This is a genomic window from Rhodococcus sp. APC 3903 (genome assembly GCF_030407755.1).
Taxonomy (GTDB): domain Bacteria; phylum Actinomycetota; class Actinomycetes; order Mycobacteriales; family Mycobacteriaceae; genus Rhodococcus_F; species Rhodococcus_F erythropolis.
Genome location: NZ_JASDCV010000005.1, coordinates 93,546 through 120,389, shown reverse-complemented (window position 1 = coordinate 120,389; position 26,844 = coordinate 93,546). Strand labels below are relative to the sequence as shown.

The 26,844-nt window shown below is 64.2% G+C and carries 1 protein-coding gene; it reads right to left on the bottom strand.

Features of this window, described 5'->3' with window-relative positions; translation table 11 throughout:
• Positions 1-49 precede the first annotated feature (49 nt).
• On the bottom strand, positions 50-26,626 hold the full coding sequence (locus tag QMA15_RS08945) for a non-ribosomal peptide synthase/polyketide synthase (protein WP_290284026.1): 26,577 nt from the start codon (positions 26,624-26,626) through the stop codon (positions 50-52).
• Positions 26,627-26,844: the final 218 nt, after the last annotated feature.

The following is a 26,844-nucleotide window of genomic DNA, read 5'->3' as shown; positions in this document are numbered from 1 at the left end:
CGGGGTCCATCACCCTGTGTGTTTCACTCATACCCATGTCGAACCTGGTTCAGACACCCCACTGAGCGATAACTTCCCGCAATCGTACAGCTATGCTTGCCGCCGGACCCGGTTCGATCATCTGGTTGTGTTCACAATCGACTTCGGTGACTCGAATGTCGCCTTGCACAAACCTTCGCCATTCGGCCACGTCGTGTCCGTTCTCCGTAGATCTTCCGGCTACGAAGAAGTCGATGGCTCCAAGGTGGACAGGCGGTTGGTGCCGATTCGTCAATTCGACGGAGTGGGAGTAACCGCGACTGATCCGCGCTAGATGCTCCGCTTCGATTCCGATTCCGGCGCCCAGGGTCTGCTCCAGCAATTCCGCCGCTTCTTCGAAGGTTTCGACGGGCTTGGATCCCGCCGGCATCGCGAGCCCGGCCAGTAGCTCGGAGACCGAGAGTTCTGCGGGCTGATCGGAATCCGACGACGGATAGCTGTCGAGGATCGACAACGTCACGTCACGTCCGCTCCGAGTGAGACTGTGCGCCACGGCGTGTGCGATGACGCCGCCGAGCGACCAGCCGGCCAGATGGATCGGGCCGGTCGGTACCACGGCTGCAATGCGATTCGCGTAGTCGTCGGCGAGTTCGGTCAGCGAGTCGAAGCTGGGTCCGCCGCTCAGGGACGGTAACTGAAGACCGTATACGGGTTGATCCAGCTCTAGGTGCTTGACGAATTCTGCATAACCCCAGGACAATCCGATACCCGGATGGACGAAGAACAGTGGTGCTCGATCGGATCCGGCGCGCAGCGTGATCATCGGGGCGAGCAGATCCGAAGAATCGTCCGGCGAGTGTGCGTCCATTCCGTCAGCCGCCCGGGCGACACCGGCCGGTGTCGGATCCAGGAAAAGCGATTGCAACGGCACTCGCATCCCGAGGCGCTTCTCGAGTTCGATGGTTATTCGAGTGGCGACGATCGACGTTCCTCCCAGTTCGAAGAAGTCGTCGTCGACGCCGATGTGCTCGTGACCGAGCACGGTCTCGAAGATGTCGACGACCGTTCGTTCGGTGTCGTTGGTCGGCGGCGCGTACGGGACTGTACGACGCTCGAAGCTCGGCGTCGGCAGCGCTTTGCGGTCCAGCTTGCCGACCGGTGTCACCGGAATTCGGTCGACGACGACAATCGCGCCGGGAACCATGTGCGCAGGCAGGCGAGAAGACAGGTGGCGGCGAAGCTCCCAGTCGTCGACGGTCTGTCCTTCCACAGGCTGGATGTAGGAGGCGATCATCGTCTCCCCCGACGGCGCTTCGTGCCCAAGTGTTGCGGCGAAGTAGACGGATGGGTGTGCCATCAGGACTGAGTCGATTTCGCCGAGCTCGATGCGGAATCCGCGGACCTTGATCTGGAAGTCGCTGCGGCCGAGGTATTCGAGTGTGCTGTCGGAGCGCCAGCGCACCAGGTCGCCTGTGCGGTACATCCGCTGGCCTGGTTCGCCGAACGGATCGGCGACAAATCGGTCGGCGGTGAGGTCGGGACGATTGTGGTACCCGCGGGCGAGTCCGGGGCCGGTCACGTACAGCTCCCCGATGACTCCCACTGGCACGGGCTTGAGGTGCCCGTCGAGGACCAGGCCGGCAAAGCCGATGGCCGGTCGGCCGATGTTGATGTCCTTGCCCGGCCGCATGGGTTCACTGACGCTGGCCTGGATGGTGGATTCGGTAGGTCCGTATCCGTTGAACATGCGGCGGTCGCGGCCCCAGATGTCCACGAGTTCGGGTGGGCAGGCTTCGCCACCGACTGCGAGCACGCGGAGTTCTGGCAGCGCGGAGCTTTCGATGGAGCTGAGCGCGGTCGGCGTGATGAACGCGTGTGAGACGTGTTCGTCGGCAAAGATTTCGGCCAGTTCGGATCCGCCGAAGACCGTGGGTGGGATGACGACCAGGCACGCTCCGCTGCCGAACGCCATCATGAGTTCGAAGACCGAGGCGTCGAAGCTCGGTGATGCCAAGTGAGAGATACGCGAATAGGGCTGGACGTTGAATCTCTGATGTTCCTCCGCGTTGAGGTTGGACAAACCGAGGTGGGTGACGATGACGCCCTTCGGCTTCCCGGTTGAACCCGAGGTGTAGATCAGGTACGCGGGATGCCCGTGATGCAAGGGGATCGTGCGGTCGAGGTCGGTGATCGCGGCGGCGCTCTGGCCGTCGATCTCGTCGACGGTCTGCGCTTCATCGAGGACCATCCACTCGACCGTGTCGGGAAGTTGACTGCGGTGAGCGTCGTCGGTGATGCCGAGTACGGCCCGCGAATCGTCGAGCATGTGGTTGATGCGATCGTCTGGATAGTTCGGGTCGACCGGCAAGAATGCTGCTCCGGTTTTCGTGACCGCCCAGATGGCGACGATCTCCGCCGTGGACCGCGGCAGACCCAGCGCCACAAAATCTTCGGGTCCGACACCGCGCCGGCACAACGCTCGAGCCAGCTTCGTCGATTCCTCGTCGAGCTCGCGGTAGGTCATCGACCCCTCGCGACTCGAGAGAGCTGGAGCATCCGGGTTCGAGGCGACTGCCTCGGCGAGGATCTCCGGCCACACCTGCACGCGAGTCGCTGCTGCACCGGATGCCGGCACCAGGGCTGCTGTTTCGTCGGCGGCGAGGATGCCGATGTCGGCGATACGTGTTGCGGGTTCGCGTCCGACAGTGTCGAGGATCAGACGCAGGCGGTCGGCAAAGCGCCGAATGGTGGCGGGTTCGAAGAGATCGGTTGCGAAGTCGAAGGCAGCGGACATCCCGGCCGGGGCGCCGGACTCGTCGAACTTCTCGTCGACGATCAGTTCGAGATCTTCCTTCGCGTATTCGGTTTCCACGGTGAGGCCTTCGATATCGAGGCCGGGCAAGTGGAAATGCGCTGGTTCGTTGTTCTGAAGTTCGAGGGCGACCTGGAACAACGGTGAGTACGACGTGGATCTGGTCGGATTGATGACGTCGACGAGCCGTTCGAATGGCAGATCCGAGTTCTGGAATGCGGCCAGATCGATTTCCCGGATGTGTTCCACCAGTTCGGCAAACGTGATGTCGGGGTCGACGCCTGTGCGCAGGACCAGCGTGTTGACGAACATTCCGACGAGATGGTCGAGCGCTGCCTGACCGCGGCCGGCGATCGGTGTGCCGATGGTGACCTCTTCGGCGCCGGACAGCTTCGACATCAGCACGGCCAGTGCGCCGTGCAGAGCCATGAACATCGTCACTCCGTTTGCCCTGGTGAGGTCCGCGAGGGCGCGGTGGGTGTTGGCGTCGATGTCGAAGGTGAATCGGTCGCCGTGGAAGGTCTGTTGCACGGGCCGCGGGTGGTCGGTGGGCAGTGCGATGACGTCGTCGAGGCCGGCGAGTTGCTCACTCCAGTAGCGCAATTGGCGACTGATGACGGATTCCGGATCGTCTTCCGATCCGAGGACGCGGTGCTGCCACAACGTGAAGTCCGCGTACTGCACTTCGAGTGGCGCCCAGGTGGGTTCGGTTCCTGCCGTGCGCGCCAGGTAGGCCGTCATCACGTCGCGTGCGAGCGGCGCCATCGACGAACCGTCGGCGCAGATGTGATGGACCACGACAAACAGAATGTGAACGGGTTCATCGGTGTCGAGCCGGAAGAGCGCGACGCGCAGCGGCAGGTCCACCGACACGTCGAAGCCGGTCGTGGCGAGTCGTTGCATGCGCTCTGCCAGTTCGTGCTCCCCCAACGTCATTTCACGAACCGGCGGTACGGCCTCGTCGGCGGTGAGCACTTTCTGAATCGGATCGCCGCCGACGGCGGGGAACACCGTCCGCAGGGTTTCGTGCCGCTCGACGACGTCGGCGATCGCCTGTTGCATGGCGGTGACGTCGAGGTCACCGGTGAGGCGAACAGCTAGTGGGATGTTGTACGCGGCTGAGCGTGTGTCGAACTGGTTCAGGAACCACATGCGCTTCTGCGCCAACGAGAGCGGGACGTTACCGTCGCGCTCCATGGGAGTGAGCGGCACAGTGCCGACGGCAGTGACAGCGTCGGCAAGCCGTTCGGCGAGCTGAGCTGTCGTCGGTGCCTCGAAGAGCACGCGCACCCCGACGTCGATGTTCAGTGCGGAGTTGAGCCGCGAGACCACGCGAGTGGCGATCAGCGAGTTGCCGCCGAGTTCGAAGAAGTTGTCGTCGACGCCTACCTGCTCGACGCCGAGTACATCGATGAAGGCGTCGGCGATCCGACGCTCGAGGCTGGTGCCGGGAGCCCGGAATTCCACGCCGGTTCCGGTGAACTCCGGGGTCGGCAACGCTTTTCGATCGAGCTTGCCGACCGCGGTGCGCGGTAGCTCGTCGACGATCATGATGCTGGCCGGAACCATGTGCGAGGGAACACGTCCGGCGAGGTGCGCGGTGATCTCTGCGCCGGTCAGCGTCGACCCTTCCTCGACGGTGAGGTAAGACGCGAGAACGGTTGCGCCGGCCGGTCCGTCGACGCCGAGTGTCACGCAGTTCGTGACACTTGCCATTGCAGTGATCTGGGCGTCCACCTCACCGAGTTCGATACGGAATCCGCGAATCTTGACCTGGAAGTCGCTGCGGCCTACGTACTCGATGGTGTGATCGCTTCGCCAGGAGGCGATGTCACCGGTGCGGTACATCCGGTCGCCTGGCTTGCCGAAGGGGTCGGCGACAAATCGCTCGCTGGTCAAGCCGGGACGCCGGTGGTAGCCGCGAGCCAGGCCGATGCCGGCGATGTACAGCTCACCGGGAGCTCCGACGGGCACCGGTTGCAGGCGCGAATCGAGGATCATCTCGTGCACACCGCGGATCGGGCCACCGATCGTGATGGGTGCACCCACTGTCATGGGTTCGCTGATGTCTGCCATGACGGTTGTCTCGGTGGGGCCGTAGGCATTGACGAATTCCCGCCCGGGTGCCCACAGACCGACGAGGTGCGGTGGTAGAGCCTCTCCCCCGACGACGACGTGCCGGAATTCGTCCAGGCCGGCCGGATCGACGGTGGCGAGTGCCGCCGTGGTGACGAACGCGTGAGTGACGTGTTCGCGGCGGATCAGACTTGCCAGTTCGGCGCCGCCGTAGATGTCGGTCGGGACGATCACCATGGTTGCTCCGACACCGAATGCCTGCAGGTACTCGAAGATGGCTCCGTCGAAGCTGGGGGTGGCGAAGTGCAGGGTCCGAGAGTGGTGATCGGCGTGGAATCGACGTTGCTGATCGAGCGCGAAGCTGTCGAGTCCGGTGTGGGTGACGACAACTCCCTTGGGTCGGCCGGTGGATCCCGAGGTGTAGACCACGTAGGCGGCGTTGTCCATGACCACCGGTGCAAGCCGTTCGTCCTGGGCGATCGGCAGCGTGCAGCTTGTGGCGACGTCGTCGTCGAATGCTTCCTCTCCGAGCACCAACCAGGACACGATGGGTGGCAATGTGTCGATGGCGTCGACGACGGTCAACCCGAACAACACCTCGGAGTCGCTGAGCATGTGTTCGATTCGGTCGGCCGGATAGGTGGGGTCGACGGGGACGAACGCTGCGCCGGTCTTGGCCACTGCCCACACCGCGAGTACTGATTCGACGGATCTTTCGATGCCGATAGCCACCGACGTCTCGGGCCCGGCGCCGCGGCGGATCATGGCTCTGGCCAACTGGTTCGAGCGTCGGTCCAGTTCGATGTAGGTCATGGAACGGCTGCCGGCCGAGAGCGCGATGCGGTCGGGATATGTGGCGGAGACGTCGGCGAGTATTTCCGGGAACGTACGAGCGGAGCGACCCGGGGATCCGAAGACCGGCGCAAGATCACGGCTCTCGAACTCCGTGAGAACCTGCAGGCGGGCCAGCGGCTGATCCGGCGCCGACGCCAGCTGCTCGAGGACGATGCCCACGCGCTCGGTGATCTTCGCGACTTCGCGGGCGGAGAAGTGCGTCGGCAAGTACTCCATCTTCAGGTTCAGCGTGTCACTTTCCGACGCGACAACGGCCATCGGATAGTGCGCGGAGTCGCGTCCGTCGATGCCGAGGACGTGCATTCCCGCGATGTCGGTTTCGGCGGTCAGGGCTGCCTCGTCGACGGGATACGACTCGAATACCGTCAGGGTGTCGAATGAACCGGCGGCGCCCACTGCTCCCGCGATGTCCGACAGTCCGATGTGGTGGTGGTCGAGTAGTGACGCTTGCTCGGATTGGACGCGAATGGCCAGTTCCGCGAGGGTTTCTCGGGCGTCGAGTCGGATTCGGACGGGCACGGTGTTGATGAACAGGCCGACAATCGATTCCACACCGGACACCTGTGGTGGGCGTCCGGAAACGGTTCCACCGAAGACGACGTCGTCGCGGCCGAGGAGTTCGGCGAGCACGATTCCCCAGGCCACTTGGACCAGGGTTGCCATTGTCAATCCGCGGCTTCGCGCGAACGCCCGAAGGGTCTCGGCTCGTTCGGTCGGCAGCGAGTACGAGTGAATGTCACTGGCAACGGTTTCGGCGGCGGTGCTCGCTTGCGAGAGTTGGGTGGATGAGTCCACTCCTCGTAGCGCTTCCTGCCAGGCTCGCAGAGAAGAGTCGGGGTGCTGCTTCGAGATCCAGGTGAGGTAGTCGCGATACGACTGAACTCTGGGCAGAATCTCGGGGTCGCCGTCGGTTGCGTAGAGAGTGAGCAGGTCTCGAAGTAACAGAGGGGTTGACCAGCCGTCGAGCAGGATGTGGTGGTTCGTCACGACGAAGCGTGCTGTGTCCGGTCCGAATCGTACGAGCATGAACCGGATCAGGGGTGCTGTTTCCATGTCGAAACGCTGAGCGCGATCACGCTCGAGCAGCTGAGCGAACGCGACTTCACTGTCCTCGGTCCCGGACAGGTCGATCTCGGCCCAGCCGATCTCGACACCGGAACGGATTACCTGCAGCGCCCGCCCTCCCGGCGCGGAGACAAATCCCGCGCGCAAGCTCGGATGACGATCAACCAAGGCCTGCGCGGCGCGACGCAGGCGCGGCGCCTCCACCCGACCCCCGAGTTCGAGGGTCAGTTGCACCATGTACGGATCGATTTCCGTTTCGTCGAACTGGGCGTGGAAGAGCATGCCCGACTGCAGCGGTGACAGTGACCAGATATCGGTCAGGTCGGGGAACCTACGCTCGAGCTGTTCGATGCTCTGCTGATCCGCGGTGACGAGATCGAGATCGGTGGGCGTGAGCTCGCGTTCGGAGTGTTCGTCCACGTATTCACTCAACGAGCCGAGTGCTCGGGACCAGAGCTCCGCCAGTTCCGTGACTTCGGCCTCGCTGAGGATGCCGCGGGGGAAGGACCACGTAGCGCGTAGAATCGGACCGTGCGCGGTGTCGGTGGTGACGGCATTGATGTCGAGCACCGACGCGGCGGCAAGATCTCCGCTGTGCGCTTCGTCGAGCGTCACTTCCGAGATCGGCAGCCACGGCACCTCGCCGTGCTCGGGGTCCGAGCCGGCAAAACGTCCGAGGTAGTTGAACGAGATCTCAGGTGTGGGCAACTCCTGTAGTTCTTCGTTCCGGTCGAGGTACTTGAGCATCCCGAACCCGATGCCGTTGTCCGGCAGACCGAGCAGCGTTTCCTTGACGACTTTCACAGCGGAGGCCGCGGTTGATCCCCCGGACAGTGCATCGACGACATTGAGTCCGGTGAGATCGATCCGGACGGGGAACAAGGTGGTGAACCAACCGACTGTGCGCGAGAGGTCTGCGCCAGGCGCTGCGTTCTCCTCGCGCCCGTGTCCCTCGAGATTGACGAGCACTTCCCCGCTGCGCTGTCCGCGCGATCGACGCCAGGCGGTGACGGCGATCGCGAGAGCTGCAAGCAGCCCGTCGTTCACCGAGCCTCCGAAATGTCGTGGCACCGCCGAGATGATGTTCTCGGTCACCGAGGTCGGTACGTCGACGCTGACGCGGTCGACGGTGGCTCCGACGTCGACCGCGGGGTCGAGCCTGCGCGTTCCGAGCATTGGTTCGTCGGTCCGCATCCTCGACCACAGGTCGATCTCGTCGCGTCGATCTGCGGCGGTCTCGGCGAGCGCTGTCGCCCAGCGACGTATCGACGTTCCGCCGGGCGGAAGAATCGGTGTTTCGCCGTCGAACGCCGACGCATATGCCGTGACCAGGCCGGGGACCAGCATTCGCCAGGACACACCGTCGACCGCGAGGTGATGAAGTACCAGGAGCAACCGTCCCGCCTCAGGCCGGTTGCCGTTCGCGCTGACCGGATCCAACCAGACTGCGCTGATCATCTTGCCGTGCTCGGGATCGAGTCGGCTGGATGCGTCCTGCATCGCGGCTTCTGCCGCGCGCAGGAATTCTTCGCCGCCGGTGGACACGATGGGGGTTCGGTGCAAGATGTCGGAGGCTGCGACGGTGCCGGGTTCGCTGATCTCGAGTTGGTGAGTCGCGGCCTCCAGACGTGCCCGCAGTACGTCGTGGCGGTCGAGGATCGTTTGTAGTGCGCGCTCCAGCGCGGGGCCGGACACATCCGCGGGCAGTGCGATCAGCGCGCTCTGGCTGTAACTGCGGATCGTGCTCAGGTCACCGCGACTGCGTTCGACGAGCCACTCCATGATCGGTGTGAGCGGTAGCGGGCCGGCTCCCCCGCCGGGTAGCTCGGTGAGAACCGGTGCGGTTTCCGATGATTCGATGAGGAGGACCTTGGTGAGGCCGGCCACGGTTTTCGCTTCGAAGACGTCCCGCGGAGTGAAGATGAGGCCTGCGGACTTCGCCCGTGAGACGAGTTGGATCGACATGATCGAATCGCCGCCGAGGCCGAAGAAGGAATCGTCCACTCCGATACCGCCCCGCCCCAGAACCTCTCCGAAGAGGTCCGCGAGGACCGCTTCGGTGGCGGTGGCTGGTGCCCGCGTCGCCTCGGTTGTTCCCGTCACGGTGAAGTCCGGAGCCGGGAGGCTGCGTCGGTCGAGCTTTCCGTTGACCGTCAGCGGAAGTGATTCGAGGACGACGATCGCGGTGGGCACCATGTACTCCGCGAGTTCGGCGGCGACGAAGTCGGTCACCGTCGCTGAATCGACGGTATTGCCTGTTTCGGCGACCACGTACCCGACGATCCGCGGTGACGCTCCCTCTGTGCGAACAAGTGCCACCGAGGCAGCGACGCCGGGGCAGCGGAGCATTGCGGCTTCGATCTCTCCGAGTTCGATGCGGAAACCACGCACCTTCACCTGGAAATCACTGCGGCCCACGTACTCCAACTGCCCCGCGTCGTTCCACCTCGCCAGGTCCCCGCTCCGATACATTCGATCCCCCGAACTACCGAATGGATCGGGAAGGAACCGCACCGAAGTCAATGCGGGTTTCCCGAGGTATCCCCGAGTCACCTGGTCACCGGCGACGTACATTTCGCCGACAACACCTGGTGGCACCAGGTTCAGTCGCCGATCGAGTACGTAGACGGACAATCCTGGTACTGCTCGCCCGATGATGCTCGCCGACGCGTGCTCGCTGTCGTTGCGGTCGAGCGCGATTCGACTGACGTGCACTGTCGTCTCGGTGATCCCGTACATGTTGACCAGCGTCGGCGCCGTGTCGGCCCGCCGGTCGTACCACTTGCGCAATTGCCCGAGATCGAGCGCTTCTCCACCGAAGACGACGTAGCGCAGTGCAAGGTCGGGACCGGTGCCGTTCGGTGAGTACGCACGGTCGGCTTCGGCGAGTTGGTAGAAGGCGGTGGGTGTTTGGTTCAGCACCGTCACTCGCTCACGGCGGAGCAGTTCGTGGAACATGTCCGGCGATCTGGTCGTGTAGTAGTCGACGACGACCAACCGGCCACCGTGCAGCAGCGGCCCCCACAGCTCCCAGACGGAGAAGTCGAATGCGTACGAGTGGAACATCGTCCACACGTCCGTGTTGTCGAACCCGAATGTCGGGGAGGTGTTGTCCATCAGAGTCAGGACGTTTCGGTGGCTGACCTGGACACCTTTGGGGCGCCCTGTGGATCCGGAGGTGTAGATGATGTACGCGATCGCGTCGGGCAGAAGTGGTGTCGTCCGGTCCGCGTCGGTGATGCGATGTGGCGCGGAGTGATCGAGGCGTACCGCGATCTCCGGCGATCTTAGTTCGACGATGTCGATGCCGGATTCGATGATCTCCGAAGGTAGGTCGCTTCGGAAGTCTCCGGTCGTGACCAGGCATACCGGCCGCGCGTCGTCGAAGAGGAATCGCATGCGCTCGGCCGGGTAGGTGATGTCGACCGGCAGGTATGCCGCCCCGGTTTTGATGACGGCGACGAGGGCGAGCACGAGATCGGTGGTTCTGGGCATCGCAACGGCAACCACGGATTCCGGACCGATACCGCGGCCGATCAGGAGCCGCGCCAGGCGGTTCGCGCGCCCGTCCAGTTCGGCGTACGTCATGGCGCCGTCGCTGTCGTTGACCGCGGTCGACGACGGATGTGCTGCAACAGCTTCGAAGAATCGGTCCGCGATGTTGTCGGCCGGAGCCGGTTCGGCGTGAGTGTTCCACTCGGTCAGCATCTGTCGACGCTCGCCGGCGCCCACGACGTCGATGTCACCGGTAGGAGTCGACGGCTCTCGGGAGACCGCATCGAGGAGGGTGAGCAGTCTGCGCGAGAACGACTCGATCAATCCATCGTCGAACAGGTCTGTGGCGTAGATGAATTCGGCGTCGATTCCATCCGTTCCGCCATCCGCGTCGTAACGCTCGGTGACCGAGAGTTGCAGATCGAACTTGGCGACGGGTAGGTCGAACTCGACTCCCGAGACCGACAGCCCTGGCAGTTCGAGTTGCGGTAGCGCGTTGTTACGGAACTCGATGAGGATCTGGAACAACGGAGTGTGCGACGTCGAGCGTTCCGGGGCGAGTGCGTCGACCAACCTTTCGAAGGGCAAGTCGGTGTGTTGGAACGCGCCGAGGTCGCCTTCGCGAACCTGGGCGAGGACGTCCTCGAACGACGCGTCGGGCGTGATCTGTGTTCGCAGCACAAGAGTGTTGACGAACATTCCGACCAGGTGATCGAGTTCGGCCTCGCCGCGCCCGGCGACAGGTGTACCGATTGCGATGTCCTCGGTACCGGCCAGGCGTGCCGCAAGTACCGCCAGTGCTGCGTGCATGACCATGAACATGGTGCTGCCGTGCACGCGGGCCAGGTCGGTCAGCGCCCGATGGGTCTGCGGCGATACCGCGAACCGGTGAACAGAGCCGACCATGGACGGCTTTGCCGGACGTGGGAACGACGTCGGCAGGGCGATCGGCTCGCCCAGTCCCGCGAGTCGGTCCTTCCAGTAATCGAGCTGACGGGTCAGAGCCGAGTCCGGATCTTCCTCGGAGCCGAGCACTTCGTGCTGCCACACAGCGAAGTCGCCGTACTGCACGGCCAGTTCCGACCAGCTCGGCGCACTGCCGGCGCTGCGGGCCGCATATGCCGCTGCCACGTCCGCTGCCAGGGGGTTCATCGAGAACCCGTCGGCGACGATGTGGTGGACGACGATCACGAGTACGTGCCTGCGCTCGTCCCCGTCGACGCGCAGGACCGCGCAGCGGATCGGAACTTCGGCCGAGGCGTCGAAGCCTGCCGAGGCCAGCTCGAGGATTCGATCGGGCACTCTGGCAGCAGTGACGATTTCCGGCTCCAGGATCGGCATGACCTCGTCGCTGGACATCACCTGCTGCACCGGCTGTCCGTCGATCGAGGGGAACTTCGTCCGCAAGCTCTCGTGGCGACCCAATACGTCCGCTACCGCGGCCTGCAATGCGGCGAAGTCCAGATCGCCGTCGAGGCGCACTGCCAGGGGAACGTTGTAGGCCGGCGAGGTCACGTCGAACTGGTTGAGGAACCACATCCGCTTCTGTGCCAATGACACGGGCAGTGGATCCGGGCGAGATCGCCGAGTCAACGGTGGTCTGGGGTTCTCGCCGCGGCCGACACTCTCCGCCAGACGAGACAGCTGCCGAACTGTCGGAGACTCGAACAATCCTCGAACGCCGATGTCGGTGCCGAGAAGTGCGTTGACGCGGGCGATGACGCGGGTCGCGGTCAGTGAGTTTCCGCCGATGTCGAAGAAGTGAGTGTCGATACCGATCGGGGACACTCCGAGCACGTCCTCGAAAACGCCCACCACCAGCCGTTCGAGCTCGGTCGCCGGTGCAGCGAGTGTTTCGGGATCGGTGTCGAAGCGAGGCGCCGGAAGAGCAGCCCGATCGACCTTGCCGACGCCGGTCAGTGGTAGCTCGTCGAGCACGACGACGCTCGCTGGCACCATGTGTGCCGGCAGTAGCTCCCGTGCCGCCGCCCGGATGTCCTCGGCGCTCACCGGGCGTTCGTCGTCGCAGACGACATATGCCGCCAAGGCCTGCTCGTCGGAGGGTCCGCGCACCGCCAATGTGACCGCGTACTCCACACCGGGCAGCTGACCCAACGCCGTGTCGACCTCGCCGAGTTCGATACGGAACCCGCGGATCTTGACCTGGAAGTCGCTGCGTCCGAGGTACTCGATGGTGCGGTCACTGCGCCAGCGCACCACGTCTCCGGTGCGGTACATCCGCTCCCCCGGCTCGCCGTACGGGTTGGCGACAAATCGTTCGCTCGTCAGCGGTGAACGCCCGTGATAGCCGCGCGCGAGTCCAACTCCGGCGACATACAGTTCGCCGGGAACTCCGACGGACACCGGTTGAAGTCTGCGATCGAGGACGACCTCGCTGAAGCCGCGGTTCGGCGGCCCGAGATAGACCTTCTCACCGGCTGGGATGGGGTCACTGAGGTTGCAGGAGATGGTGGTTTCGGTGGGTCCGTAGACGTTGACGAACGATCTTCCCGGCGCCCAGGTGCGCACCAGGTCCGCCGAGGGAGCCTCGCCACCGACCGTGATGGTGGTCAGTTCGTCGAGTCCCTCGGGATCCACCGACGTCAGCGCTGCGGGCGTGATGAACGCGTGCGTGACATGTCCCTCTCGGAGAACGTCGGCCAGTTCGGTTCCTCCGTAGACGGTGGTGGGAGCTACGACCAGTGCGCCGCCGACGGCGAAGGCGAGCAGATACTCGAGAACGGAGGCGTCGAAACTCGGCGAGGCGAAATGCAGTGCGCGTGAATTCTCCGTGAGACCGTAGCGATGACGCTGTTCGTCGGCGAAGTTCTCGAGACCGGTGTGCGTGACGACGACACCCTTGGGCCGGCCGGTCGAGCCCGAGGTGTAGATGAGGTAGGCAGTGTTCTCCAGCCGCGGGGTTCCCCGGCGCTCGTCTTCGCGTAGCGGTGATGTGGACACTCCGGAGAGCCGAGTGGCGTTCGCCGAGTCGTCGAGTTCGAGCCACTTCGTTGCGCCACCGCCGGCCGGTGCATTTGCAGCCGTGGTCATTCCGAGCGATGATGCCGAGTCCTCGAGCATGAACGAGATCCGGTCACTCGGGTAGCGAGGATCGATCGGCACGAAGGCGGCACCGGTCTTGGTGATCGCCCAGACCGCTGCGACGGATTCGAAGGACCGTTCCACACAGATCGCCACCCGTGAGTCCGGGCCCGCGCCTTCCGAGATGAGCACGCGCGCCCACTGATTCGACGCCTCGTCCAGCTCTCGATAGGTCATCTTTCTGTCACCACAGGACAGTGCGACCCGTTCGGGGAATCTGCTCGCGGTGTCCGAAAAGATGCGATCGAGTGTCCTTACCGAGCGGCCTTGCCGGCCGCGCGCGGGAACCAATTGCTGCACTTGCGAATCCGGCATCAAACGCAGTTTCGCCAGCGGAAGATCCGGTTGTGCGGTGATCAGTTCGAGGGTGCGGAGCAGCCGGTCCGCGATCGCGTCGATGTCGTGATCGCCCAGGACTCCCGGGAAATACTCGAATTTGAGCCGCAGTCGCCCGTCTGCCGCAGAGGCAACGATCGCGAGTGGATAGTGCGCGGCATCCTCGGCGTCGTGGACGTCGAGAACGTGCATTCCGGCGATGTCGGTGCCCGAGGAGAGTCCACCGCGGTCGACGGGATACGACTCGAACACAGTCAGCGTGTCGAACGATGCAGCGGCCCCCACTGCCGAAGTGATGTGCGAAAGCCCCACATGATGGTGATCGGACAACCGCGCCTGTTCCGCTTGGACACGAACGCACAGCGCTGCCAGTGACTCTCGCGGGTCGAGGCGAACTCGGACGGGGACAGTGTTGATGAACAAACCCACCATCGACTCGACGCCGGACACCTGGGGTGGTCGGCCGGAGACGGTTCCACCGAAGACGACGTCGTCGCGGCCGAGGAGTTCGGCGAGCACGATTCCCCAGGCCACCTGGATCAAGGAGGCTGTCGTCAGGCCACGGGAGCGGACGAATCCACGCAGAAGTTCCGTCTCACGTTCTCCGAGGGCTGTGGTGGTCGAGCGTGAGGTGGCGCCGTCCTCGTCGACGGCGTGAGTTCCGGTGAGCAGCGTCGGGTCGCCGAGTCCGCGGAGTGCTTCGCCCCAGGCCTCGATCGACACGCTGTCGTCGCGAGTGCTGATCCAGCTCAGATAGTCCCGGTAGGGGTGCACGCGTGGGATGGCACTGTGATCACTGTCGGTGGCGTAGAGCGTCAGTAGGTCACGGACCAGCAGCGGCATCGACCATCCGTCGAGGAGGATGTGGTGGTTGGTCAGGATCAACCGATACGCGTCGTCTCCGGTTCGCAGAAGCAGGAACCGCAGCAGGGGCGGCGTGGCCATGTCGAAGCCTCGCACCCGATCCGCATGGAGGAGCTCGCGTATCTCGGTTGCCTGTTCGGTGGGGGCCAACGGAGAGATGTCGATCTCGGTCCACGGCACGTCCACGTCGGCGCTGATCACCTGCACCGATCGCCCACCGGTGTCGGTCGTGAACGCAGCTCGCAGGTTCTCATGACGGTCGAGCAACGCCTGTGCGGCGCGGTGCAACCTGGACGCGTCGACGCCGTCGAGTTCGAGTGCGAGTTGGACGGTGTACGCGTCGACTGTGTGTTCGGCGTAGCGGGCGTGGAAGAGCAGTCCGGATTGCAGCGGTGAAAGGGACCAGACGTCGGTCAGTGTCGGGAACTCGCGCTCGAGGTGGTCGATGGACTCCTGGTCCAGTTCGATCAGGTCGATGTCCGACGGTGTGAGTCCCCCGCGTTCGCTGTGTTCGGCGTAGGTGGCCAGAGCGCGCAACGACTGCACCCAGAGTTCGGCGATGGCGCGAGCATCGCGCTCTGCCAGCACGCCGGTGGGATAGGCGATAGTGGCACCGATGTGCGGTGCACCCGAGATTTCGGTGGTGACGACATTGACGTCCAGGACCGAACCCACGGGCATCTCGGACCGAGCTGCCGCTTCCAGATCGACGTCACGGGCCAGTGCCCAGTCCCCCAGCGACTCTCCTGCTTCGGTGCCGGAGAAACGACCGAGATAGTTGAAGGAGATCTGCGGTTGGCGGAGATCTTCCAGTTCCGCTCGGCCCACCTCGTCGAGATAACGCAGAACTCCGTACCCGATGCCACTGTCCGGAACTCCCAACAGTTCTTCCTTGACCCGCTTGAGAACCACCGCTGCCTCGGGGCCGCTGCTCATCACGTTCGCGATGTCGATGTCGGCGAGGTCGATTCGCATCGGGAAGACACTGGTGAACCAGCCGACGGTGTGCAGGACGTCCGCACCGGGCACCACGTGAGCCTCGCGTCCGTGACCTTCCATCGAGACGAGCACGTTGTCGGTTCGTATGCCCTGTGCCTGCCTCCACTGCGTCAGTGCCAGCGCGAGAGCAGCAACGAGACCGTCGTTGACGGATCCACCGAAGAGCGCGGGAAGCGTGGTCAGGACTGTGTCGGACAGTTCGACGGGCACGTCGGCGACAACTCGGCCGACCGAATCGAACGTGTCGAGCCGCGGGTCCAGCGGCCGGGTTCCGATCAGGGGGTCGTCACCTTCGAGGATCGAACGCCACCGGGGCAATTCGACTCTTCGATCGGGCGCGATGTCACGGAGCGCATGCGACCAACGACGAACCGACGTGCCCGAATACGACGGCTCCGGCTCCTCGCCGGCGTCGATCCGGTGGAAAGCGGACGCAAGTTCCGGTACGAGCACGCGCCAGGACACGCCGTCCACCGCGAGGTGGTGGATCACCAGGAGCAACCGGCCGGTGTTGCGTACGCCGGACAACCAGACGACCCGCACCATCTCGCCCCGGACGGGGTCGAGTTCTCGACGTGCATCACCCAGGGCGGCGACGATCGCCGCGTCGAACACGGCAGTGCCCGGCTCGGCCTCGACCTCGACTACCCGGCAGATGTCCTCGGCTGCAACAGATCCCGGATCGCCGACTATGAGCCCGCGCTCGCCGTCGAGTTCGAGGCGCGCGCGAAGGATGTCGTGACGATCGAGAACGACTTGAAGCGCTGCGGTCAACTGCTCCACACTGCGAAGCCCGTGCGGCGCATTGAGAAGGGTCGCTTGGGAGAACGAATCGAGCCCCTGGAGATCGGAGCCGAGCCGGTCGAGCCACCACTGTGCCACCGGCAACAACGGCACGTGGCCGACGCCGCCTCCGGGAAGTTCCTCGAGCACCTCGGGTTCGTCGTCCTTGGTCGATGCCAGCAAAACCGCAAGACCGGCGACCGATTTCACCTCGAAGACGTCACGCGGGGTGAACACGAGCCCGGCGTCGCGGGCACGGGCGACGAGCTGAATCGACATGATCGAATCGCCGCCCATCGAGAAGAACGAGTCGTCGACGCCCACCGATTCGACACCGAGGACATCGACGAACAAGGCGGCCAGCGTGCGCTCGGTATCGGACTCGGCAGCCCGCGAGCGTGCCTGGGTTGCTCGCAGGTCGGGAACCGGCAGGGCTCGGCGGTCGAGCTTTCCGTTGGCAGTCATCGGCAGTTCGTCGAGCACGACCACCGCCGCAGGAACCATGTACGGGGCCAGAGCCGAACCCGCGAACGCGATGACGGCCTCGGGATCCACAGTCTGAGCATCGTTGGCGGGCACGACGTATCCGACGATTCGCGCGGCGCCTCCGTCACGTTCGAGCGTGGTCACCACGGAATGCGCGACCCCGGGATAGCGAGCCAGAACTGCTTCGATCTCGCCGAGTTCGATGCGGAACCCACGAATCTTGACCTGGAAATCACCTCGGCCCTGGTACTCGAGTTCGCCGTTCTTGTTCCACCTGGCGAGGTCGCCGGTGCGGTACATCCGTGTGCCCGCACTGCCCGCGGGATTGGGCACGAAACGTTCGGCGGTGGTGCCGGCGCGGTTGCGGTAACCGCGGGCGAGTCCGTCGCCACTGACGTACAGCTCCCCCGTCACTCCGACCGGGACGCGGTGCAGGCGATTGTCGAGGACCCACGCAGTGATGCCTGTCGACGGGCGGCCGATCGTCACTCGATCGGCCGGGGCCATCGGCTCGGTGATGCTGGCGACGACCGTCGATTCGGTCGGTCCGTAGGCATTGATCATGATCCGGTGATCACTGACCCAGGCGGCGACGAGATCGGGCGGGCAGACGTCGCCACCGGTTCCGATGCAGACCAGCTCGTTCAGTTCGCTCGGATCGACCGTGGCCAGAGCGGCCGGGGTGATGAAGGCGTGCGTGACGTGCTGATCGGCGATCAGGCTCGTCAGTTCGGTTCCGCCGATGATGCTCGGTGGAGCGATGACCATCGTGGCCCCGGCACCAACGGCCATCAGGAGTTCGAGAATCGAGGCGTCGAAGCTCGGTGAGCTGAAATGCAGCGTGCGCGACGTCGATTCCACCCCGAATCGACTACGTTCCTGTTCGGCGAGTGCCGAAAGTCCACGGTGAGTGACCATGACACCTTTGGGGACGCCGGTGGAACCGGAGGTGTAGATGACATAGGCGGGATTGTCCAGAGACACCGTCCCCGACAGTTCCGAGGCCTCCAGCCGCTGATCTCCGAACTGTGCGAGGGTTGCCAGTGTCTCGGCCTGATCGAGCAGAACTGCGTCTGCCTCGTCGGGGACGACACCCACGTGCTCGGCGGTGGTGAGGACGACGCCCGCTCCCGAGTCGTTGATCATGTGATGTACGCGGTCGACGGGGTACGCCGGGTCGACGGGTACGAATGCGGCGCCGGTCCGAGCAACCGCCCAGATCGCGACCACGGATTCCAGCGAGCGTGGCAATGCCAGGGCGACAACGGATTCCGGACCTGCCCCGCGTCCGATCAACAGTCGTGCAAGCCGATTGGCGCGGCGGTCCAGATCGGAGTACGTCAGATGTCGGTCGCCGAAAATCAGTGCAGTTCTCTGCGGTTCGTCGACGTACTTCCGCTCGAGCAACGTCGAGAAGTGAACCTGGTCGGGAAGTTCCGGTGCAGACACGACGCTGATCGTGTCGGTGTCGACCACGAGATCGATGTCGCCGACCGGAGTGTGCGGTGATTCGGTCACCGCACCGAGGATCCGAACAAGATATCGAGCGAAGCCTTCGACCGTCGACTCGTCGAACAGGGCGCTCGCGTAGGTGAACCCGGCCTCGATTCCCGCCGGCCGGCCGTCGTCGTCGAATGTCTCGGCAAGCGTGAGTTGCAGATCGAAATTCGAAACGGCGGATTCGAGTTCGAGGACCTCGACCTCGAGGTCCGTCAGACGAACTGCTGGTCGACTGGTGTTCTTGAACTCCAGCATCACCTGGAACAACGGGGAATGCGAAGTCGACCGCTCCGGAGCCAGTGCATCGACGACGCGCTCGAAGGGGACGTCTGCGTGAGCGAAGGCGTCGAGGTCGGTGCTGCGAACTCTGGCCAACAGATCGGTGAACGAGGCTGCGGGGTCGACATCGGCGCGCAGGACCAACGTTCCGACGAACATACCGACCATCGGATCCAGGAGGGCATTTCCGCGTCCGGCGATCGGCGAGCCGATCGTGATGTCTTCCATGCCGGACAATCTGGCCACGAGCACCGCGTAGGCGGCGTGGATCGCCATGAACATACTGCTTCGGTGTTCGATCGCGGTTTCGCTCAGACGACGATGGATGCCGGCATCGATGTCGAATCGAACGACGCCGCCCGAGAGATCCTGTACACGCGGCCTCGGACGATCTGCGGGGAGCGCGAGAAGCTCGGGCACACTTGCCAGCTGACGTGTCCAGTACTCGAGCTGGCCGGCGAGGGTGCTCTCCGCTTCGTCTATCCGTCCGAGAGCCCTTTCCTGCCAGATCGCGAAGTCCGCGTACTGGACCGGGAGAGGAGACCAGTCGGGTGCCTCACCTCGATGCCGTGCCGAGTACGCGCTCATCACGTCGAACGCCAACGGTGCCATCGAGAATCCGTCGGCGCAGATGTGATGGACGACCACAGCCAGGACGTGATCTTCTGCGTCGACCTCGATCAGTTCCGCCCTGATCGGTGGAGCCTGCGTCACGTCGAAGCCCCTCGAGGTGACGCGTTCGATCTCCCCGAGTACCGCTTCGGTGCTCGCGCCGACAATCAGTAGCGACCCCAACGCTTCACCGGGTTCCACGATTACCTGCGCCGGCACTCCCTCGATCATGGGAAACAGCGTGCGCAGCGATTCGTGGCGATCGAGCACATCGGTGATCGCGCCTTCCAAGGCCGCAACGTCCAACCGGCCTCTCAGCCTGATCGCTATGGCCACGTTGTACGCCGCGGAGGTGACGTCGAATTGATTGACGAACCACATGCGCTTCTGGGCCAGCGACAGCGGAATCGACTGCGGCCGCGGCAACGCCTCGAGCGGAAGAACGGCTGCTCCCCCTCGCGCCGTGGCGCACTCGACCGCCAACTGCGCAACGGTCGGCGCGTCGAACAACTCTCTGATCGACAGGTTCAACGAGAGTGAATCGTTCACGCGCGCCACGGCTCGGGCAGCGACGAGACTGTTTCCGCCGATCTCGAAGAAGTTGTCGTGAACACCGACTGCCCCGGATTCCAGAAGCTCCTCGAAGATCGCCGCCAACTGTGCTTCGAGCGGTGTTCTCGGCGCCAGATACGTCTGCGAGCTGTCGAAGCTGGGCGCGGGCAGAGCTTTCCGATCGAGCTTGCCGGTCGAGCCGAGCGGAAACACGTCGAGGGCGATGACCACTGTGGGAACCATGTAGGCGGGAAGGAGACCTCTCAACTCGGCGCGCATGCCGTCCGTGTCGATCGAGGTGACGGTCTCGGCGATGACGTAGCCGACCAAGCTGTCACCGACCACGTCGTCGTGATGGACGAGAGCAGCAGCTTGCGTGACACCGGGCAGCCTGAGCAACGCTGCTTCGACCTCGGCGAGTTCGATGCGCTGGCCGCGGATCTTGACCTGGAAATCGCGTCGACCGACGTAGTCGAGTAGCCCGTCGGCGCGCCACCGGACGACATCACCGGTTCGGTACATCCGGGTGCCAGCCGGGCTGTACGGATCGGCCACGAATCTGTCGGCGGTGAGATCGCTGCGCCCGAGGTATCCACGCGCCAGTTGCACTCCCGCCAGGTACAGCTCGCCGTGAACGCCGACCGGAACGGGATGCAGCCGCCCGTCGAGGACATAGAGCTGGGTGTTCCACACAGGCGCACCGATGGGAACGGTGACGGTCATGTCTGGGGTGAATTCGGCGGCGCTCACGTCGACGGCAGACTCCGTGGGTCCGTACAGGTTGAACAATCCTGCAGAACTCAGACGGGTGAACGCCTCCGCGGTGGTGGGAGCGAGAGCTTCACCGCTGCAGAACACCTGACGCAGGCTTGCGCACTGCCCGGCAGTCGCGACCGCGACGAATTCCGCGAGCATCGACGGAACGAAGTGCGCCGTCGTGACGCCTTTTTCGGCCATCAACGCCGACAGGTACCCGGGATCACGGTGCCCCTCCGGTTCCGCGATCACCAACTGCGCACCAGTCTGCAGGGGCCAGAACAGTTCCCACACCGAGACGTCGAAGGTCACCGGAGTCTTGTGCAGCACCACGTCCGACGCGTGAAGTGGGTACGCGTCTTGCATCCACAGAAGGCGATTGACGATCGAACGGTGTGATACTGCAACGCCTTTCGGCCGACCGGTCGATCCGGACGTGAAGATCACGTATGCAGCATTGTCCGGGAGGAGGGGTCGGATCCGATCAGCGTCGGTGATCGGCACCGTCGTGGACACGGGACGATCGAGATCGACGTCGACGATCGGGACTCGCGCGGGAAGTGCGCCGTGGTCCTGGGGCCGGCTCAGCACACAGATCGGTGCGGCGATGTCGAAGACGTACGCGATACGTTCGGCCGGATGGTCGGGGTCCACCGGGACATACGCTGCACCGGCACGGATCACGGCGTGGACCGCGACGAGTAGTTCGGGTGACCGGCGAATCGACACCGCGACGCGCATGTCCGGGCCGACACCGTGGGCGATGAGGGTTCTGGCAAGTTCACTGACCCTCGCGTCGAACTCCGCATACGTCAGTGTCCGCTCGCCGTAGATGAGCGCGGCCCCCTCGGGCGTCCGGGCTGCCTGCTCCGCCACCAGGTCGGAGAGGGTGGTGATCGGTACGGCGTGTTCGGTGGCATTCCAGCGCTCGAGGACCAGTTCCGCCTCGCCCACAGCTGTGAGATCGACGTCGCCGACGATTGATTCGGGGTCGGCCGCTACCGCGTCGAGGAGCATCGTGAAGCGATCAGCGAGGCCCGACATGGTGTCCGAGTCGAAAAGTTGGCTGGCATAGTTCAACTGGCCGTCGAGATGGTCGCCGCGGTCGGTGAGAATGACCTGAAGATCGAACTTCGCTGCACCCGTGGACAGTTCGTCAACCGTGACGTCGAGCTCGGGCAAGGTGACCTCGGCGGGAGCAGCGCCTTGCATCACCAACATGACCTGGAACAGCGGTGCCTGGCGCTCTGCGAGGGATTCGACGAGTACGTCGTACGGCACTTCGGTGTGCTGCAAGGCCGCCACGTCGACGTCCCGGACGCGGGTGAGAACTTCACCGAAGGTGAGTCCCCCGTCGAGAACCGTCCTCAGCACCACCGTGTTGACGAACATTCCGACGACGTCGTCGAGGGCGCGCTCGCTACGCCCGGCCACCGGGGTGCCGATCGTGATGTCGTTCGCTCCACATTCTCGACTGAGCAGGACGGCCAGCGCTGCGTGGATCACCATGAACACGCTGACGTCGCATCGCGCCGCGATCTCGCCGACCCGGCGGTACGTCGCGGAGTCGATCCGGAAATCGAGATCTCCACCGCGCAGCGAGACACCTGCAGGCCGCGGGTGATCCATCGGCAGTTCCGCGAGCTCACCGCGTTCGGCGAGAGTGTGCGACCAGAACCGCAACTGCTCGGCGAGAATCGAATCCGGGTCGGATGCTTCGCCGAGCGCTCCTCGTTGCCATTCGCTGAAATCGCCGTACTGCACTTCGAGCGGCAACCACGCCGGTACACGCCCGCTCGCCCTCGACGCGTAAGCGACCATCACGTCACGAGCCAGCGGCGCCATCGACAGGCCGTCCGCTGCAATGTGGTGAACGACGAGGACCAGGGTGTGCTCGCGTTCGTTCACCTCGAGCAGAGTGGTGCGGATCGGCACCGATTCGCTGACGTCGAATCCCGTTCGTGCCAGTTCGCTCGCCCGCGCTGCGGCCGCTGCGGCAGGCACCGTTTCCACCTCGAGATGATCGAACATCTCGTCCACACCGAGAACGTGCTGGACCGGACCACGGGCGCTCTCGGGGAAAACGGTCCGCAAGACCTCGTGCCGAACGATCACGTCCCGCAGTGCGGTGAACAGTGCGTCGACGTCGAGATCGCCGGTCATCGAAACCGCGATCGGAATGTTGTACGCCGGCGAACTCGGATCGAGTTGATTGGTCAGCCACATACGTTGCTGAGCCAGAGATACCGGTATCCGGTCAGGGCGATCGATACGCGTCAGTGCTGGGGCGCGCGTGTTCCGCGAGTCCGCGAGGTCTGCGCGAGCAGCCAGAGCGGAGACGGTCGGCGCCTCGAAGAGGTCGAGAACGCTCAGCGTCGTCCCGAGTGCTCCGTTGACCCTCGACACGACTCGGGTCGCGATCAGCGAGTCACCGCCGAGGTCGAAGAAACTGTCGTCTGCTCCCGCCCTGGTGATGCCGAGCAGATCGCAGAACACCGCAGAAATTCGCTTCTCGGTCGAGGTCTCGGGGGCACGGTATTCGGCCGTGCCGCCAGCCGAATCGATGTCCGGTAATGCTTTCCTGTCGATCTTTCCGGCGGGAGTCAGTGGAATGGAATCGAGTACGACGATCCGCGACGGAACCATGTGCGCTGCCAACGAGGATCCGGCGTGGGCGATCAATTCGGAGTTGTCGATGTGCGTGCCCTCAGCCGCCGTGACGTACGCCGCCAACAGTGTTTCCCCACTCGGGCCCCAAACTCCGGCGGTGACGGCCTGCGCGACGCTCGGATGGCGGCGCAGTACGTCGTCGATCTCGCCGAGTTCGACGCGGAAACCGCGGATCTTGATCTGGAAGTCGCTCCGTCCGAGGTACTCCAGCTCACCCGCGCCGTTCCACCGCGCGAGGTCACCCGTGCGGTACATGCGCTCTCCCGCAACGCCGTTGGGGTCGGCGACGAATCGTTCGGCCGTGATCGTGGCTCGCGCGTGGTATCCACGCGCCAAACCGATACCGCTCACATAGAGTTCGCCGGCGACACCGATCGGCACCGGTTGAAGCCGCGAATCCAGGAGGACGGCCGCGGCGCCGCGCATCGGCTTTCCGATCGTGACGGGAACATCGCTGCTCAGCGGTCCGGTCAGGGTGGCGACGACGGTGGTTTCGGTCGGTCCGTACGCGTTGAACATCGAGCGTCCGTGTGACCACTGATCTACCAGCGCGGGCGAGCAGGCGTCGCCGCCGGTCACGACCACTCGTAGATCCGGTAGGCCGGCGGGATCAACAGTTGCCAGCGCGGCCGGGGTGACGAAAGCGTGTGTCACCCGGCCGACGCGCATCACCTGGGCCAGTTCGTCGCCGCCGTACACGGTGGGCGGCGCTATCACCATCGTCGCCGCGCCGCCGAAGGCAAGGAGAAGTTCGAGTACCGAAGCGTCGAAGCTCGGCGACGAGAAATGCAGGGTGCGGTCGCCTGGTTCGACTCCGAACCTGATTCGTTCTTCGTCGGCGAAGCTGCTCAGCCCGCGGTGACTGACCACGACGCCTTTGGGGACGCCGGTAGATCCCGAGGTGTAGATCAGGTAAGCCGGGTCGTCGTAGCGAACGCGTGAGCGACGTTCGCCATCGTCGAGCGGTGCGTCCGAGCGGTACGCGTTCGGTTCGTCGGTGCTGAATTCGTCCAGAAGCAGCCAGTCCACCGAATCGGCGAGCCCGGCATGGTGCTCCCCCACGCTGATTCCGACAACAGCTCCCGAATCGGTGAGCATGTGCCGAATACGATCCTCGGGGTAGTGCGGATCGATCGGAAGGAAGGCGCCGCCGGTCTTGGCCACTGCCCACGTCGCGGTCACCGATTCGATCGACCTCGACAGTGCAAGGGCGACGTAGGTGCCTGGGCCGACTCCCCTGTTGATCAGTTCGCGGGCGAGTGTGTTCGACTCGGCGTCGAGTTCCCGGTAGCTCACCTCACGATCACCGAAAACGAGCGCTGGGGCATCGGGGTTCACAGCCGCGGCCCGGCGGAGGATATCGGGCAGGGTCAACGGCGCGGACGCAGCCGCTCCCCGTGCCGGCACCAGGGACTCACGCTCGAACTCGTCGAGAAGATCGAGATCTCCGACCGGCGTTAGCGGGGCTGCCGCTGCGCCCGCAAGGATCCGCACCAGTCGCGAGAGGAAGGCTCGGGCCGTGGATTCGGCGTAGTGCTGCGTGGAGTACGCCACCTCGAGGGCGCCGGTATCCGCGTGGACGTCGATCGCCACATCGAGGCCGGCAATCGTGGTCTCCTGCGAGCCGTCGTTGAGATGGACGTGCAACTCGGGCAGCTCGGGGATACCTGCCGCCGATCGAACCAACAACGTGTCGCGTTCTCGAGCAAGAAAACTCACGAACTCGTCGAACGGCGCCGCCGGATCGACCTCGCAGCGCAGCGGCGAAGTCCCCCACTCGGTCCTCGTTCCGATCAACACGTCACGGCGCTCGGTCGATCTCGACAACAATGCCGCAAATGCCGCGTGGACAACGGCAAAGAGTGAGACACCTTCCGTGCGCGCGAGTTCGGCGACCGCGGGATCGAGCGGGAAGCTGAGCCGATTCGTAGTGGTCGGCTCCGATTCTGCGTCGATTCGCTCGAGCCCCAGCGCCGAACCCTCGTCGGAGTCCCCCAGATATCCAGCCCAGAACCTTTCGGTTTCCCTCCGCTGCGCACTGCGTGCCCCGGCCTCGGCGCTTGCCGGATGAATCCGGTTCATCGGCGTACCGGCCGGTGCTGCTGTCAGTTCTGCGACCAACTCAGTGAACGCCCGGTGGTGTTCAACCAGTTCGTCGTGACCGTAGCGATTGGGGTTGCCACGAAAGTCGATCAACGTCTGAGCTGGGTCGCCACTCTGGTACACGTTGACCAGGAGATCCTCGACGGGCCCCGACGTGACGATGTGAAACTCGCCGGTCAGTGATCCCAGTGTTATCTCCTGCCGGAAGAGCATCACATTCATCATCGGACCGGACAGTCGTGCATCGCCGACCGCCAAGCCCGCATCGCGCCTGATGTCTTCGAGACTGCATCGCTGATGACGAAGCGCGCCGAGGAGTTCGAGTTGGACCCGCCCGACCAGATCGTCCACGCTTTCGTCGGGGTCGACGTGGATGTGAAGGGGCGCGACGTTGACCAGCATTCCGCCGGAGCGTTGCAGCGGTGCCGTGGTCCTCGCCGAGACCGGCAGATTTATCAGAACGTCGTCGTAGCCGGTGTTGCGAGACAAATAGCACGCCAGTGCAGAAATCAGCACCGCCGCCGCAGTGGCACCGGAACGCGAATTCCACTCGTCCAAGGCAGCAAGGCTGTTCGCCGACATCGCGGCACTGACGAGTTCGCTACGCGCAGTCGGAGGTCCCTCACGCGTTGCCAACGTAGAACCGTGCTCGACGCCGGACACTCGCCGGGCCCAGTATTCGCGGTCGGCCTCGAACCGACTCGATTCGCGGTACTTCTGATCGAGTTCGGACAGCGTCGTGACGTCGAGCGCCTTGTTTACCGCAGGCTCCCGGCCCTCGACTGCTGCGGTGTAGATCGCGGCAATGCGATTCACTATCGTCATTCCGCTGTATCCGTCGAGAGCAACGTGGTGAATCCTGGTGTACCACAAGTAGTCTCGATCGCCAGTTTGGAGAATTGTCATCTCGACGAGACGATCACGCGTCAAGTCGAGCGTCGTCGCGTAATCGTTGTCCATCCACTCCGACGCAGCCTGCCGAGGGTTCTCACGCTCGCGGAAGTCGAAGTAGTCGATACCCGGATCGATCGTGAAGTCCACGATCTGGCACGGCTCACCATCGGGGTACATCAACCGCAGAAATGGCGACTCGAACTCGTGGGCGGCCTCCACTGCAGCGCGGCTGAGCAGTTGTATGTCCAGGTCGCCGTGGAACTCGATGTACTGCGCAATGAAATACGGCACCGTCGGGTGAAGTTGCTGCGCAAACCACATACTGCGCTGCACCGCTGACAGGGGAAACGCCCCTGCCGGCAGGCTTCGCGATCCGGTCAGCGGATCGATCCTCTTGTCGGTATCCATCACGACCACCCCCACACAGCGTTGTGACGATCAACGCCGGGAACTGTGGCTCGGGGATTGAAGAGAAACATCGCACCGCCTCGATATCGAGTGGAAACCATGTGGCGATCCTGCGAGAGCGCAGCCGAAGGTCATCGACCTCGACGAAGGGTCGCTTCGAAGTCCGAACCTCCCCGAAGGTCCGAACTCAGGATCAGAATTTGTCGTCGTCAGGCGTC

Coding starts and splice junctions, on each gene's coding strand:
- QMA15_RS08945 (WP_290284026.1), bottom strand. CDS start 26,626: ATGGATACCGACAAGAGGATCGATCCGCTGACCGGATCGCGAAGCCTG.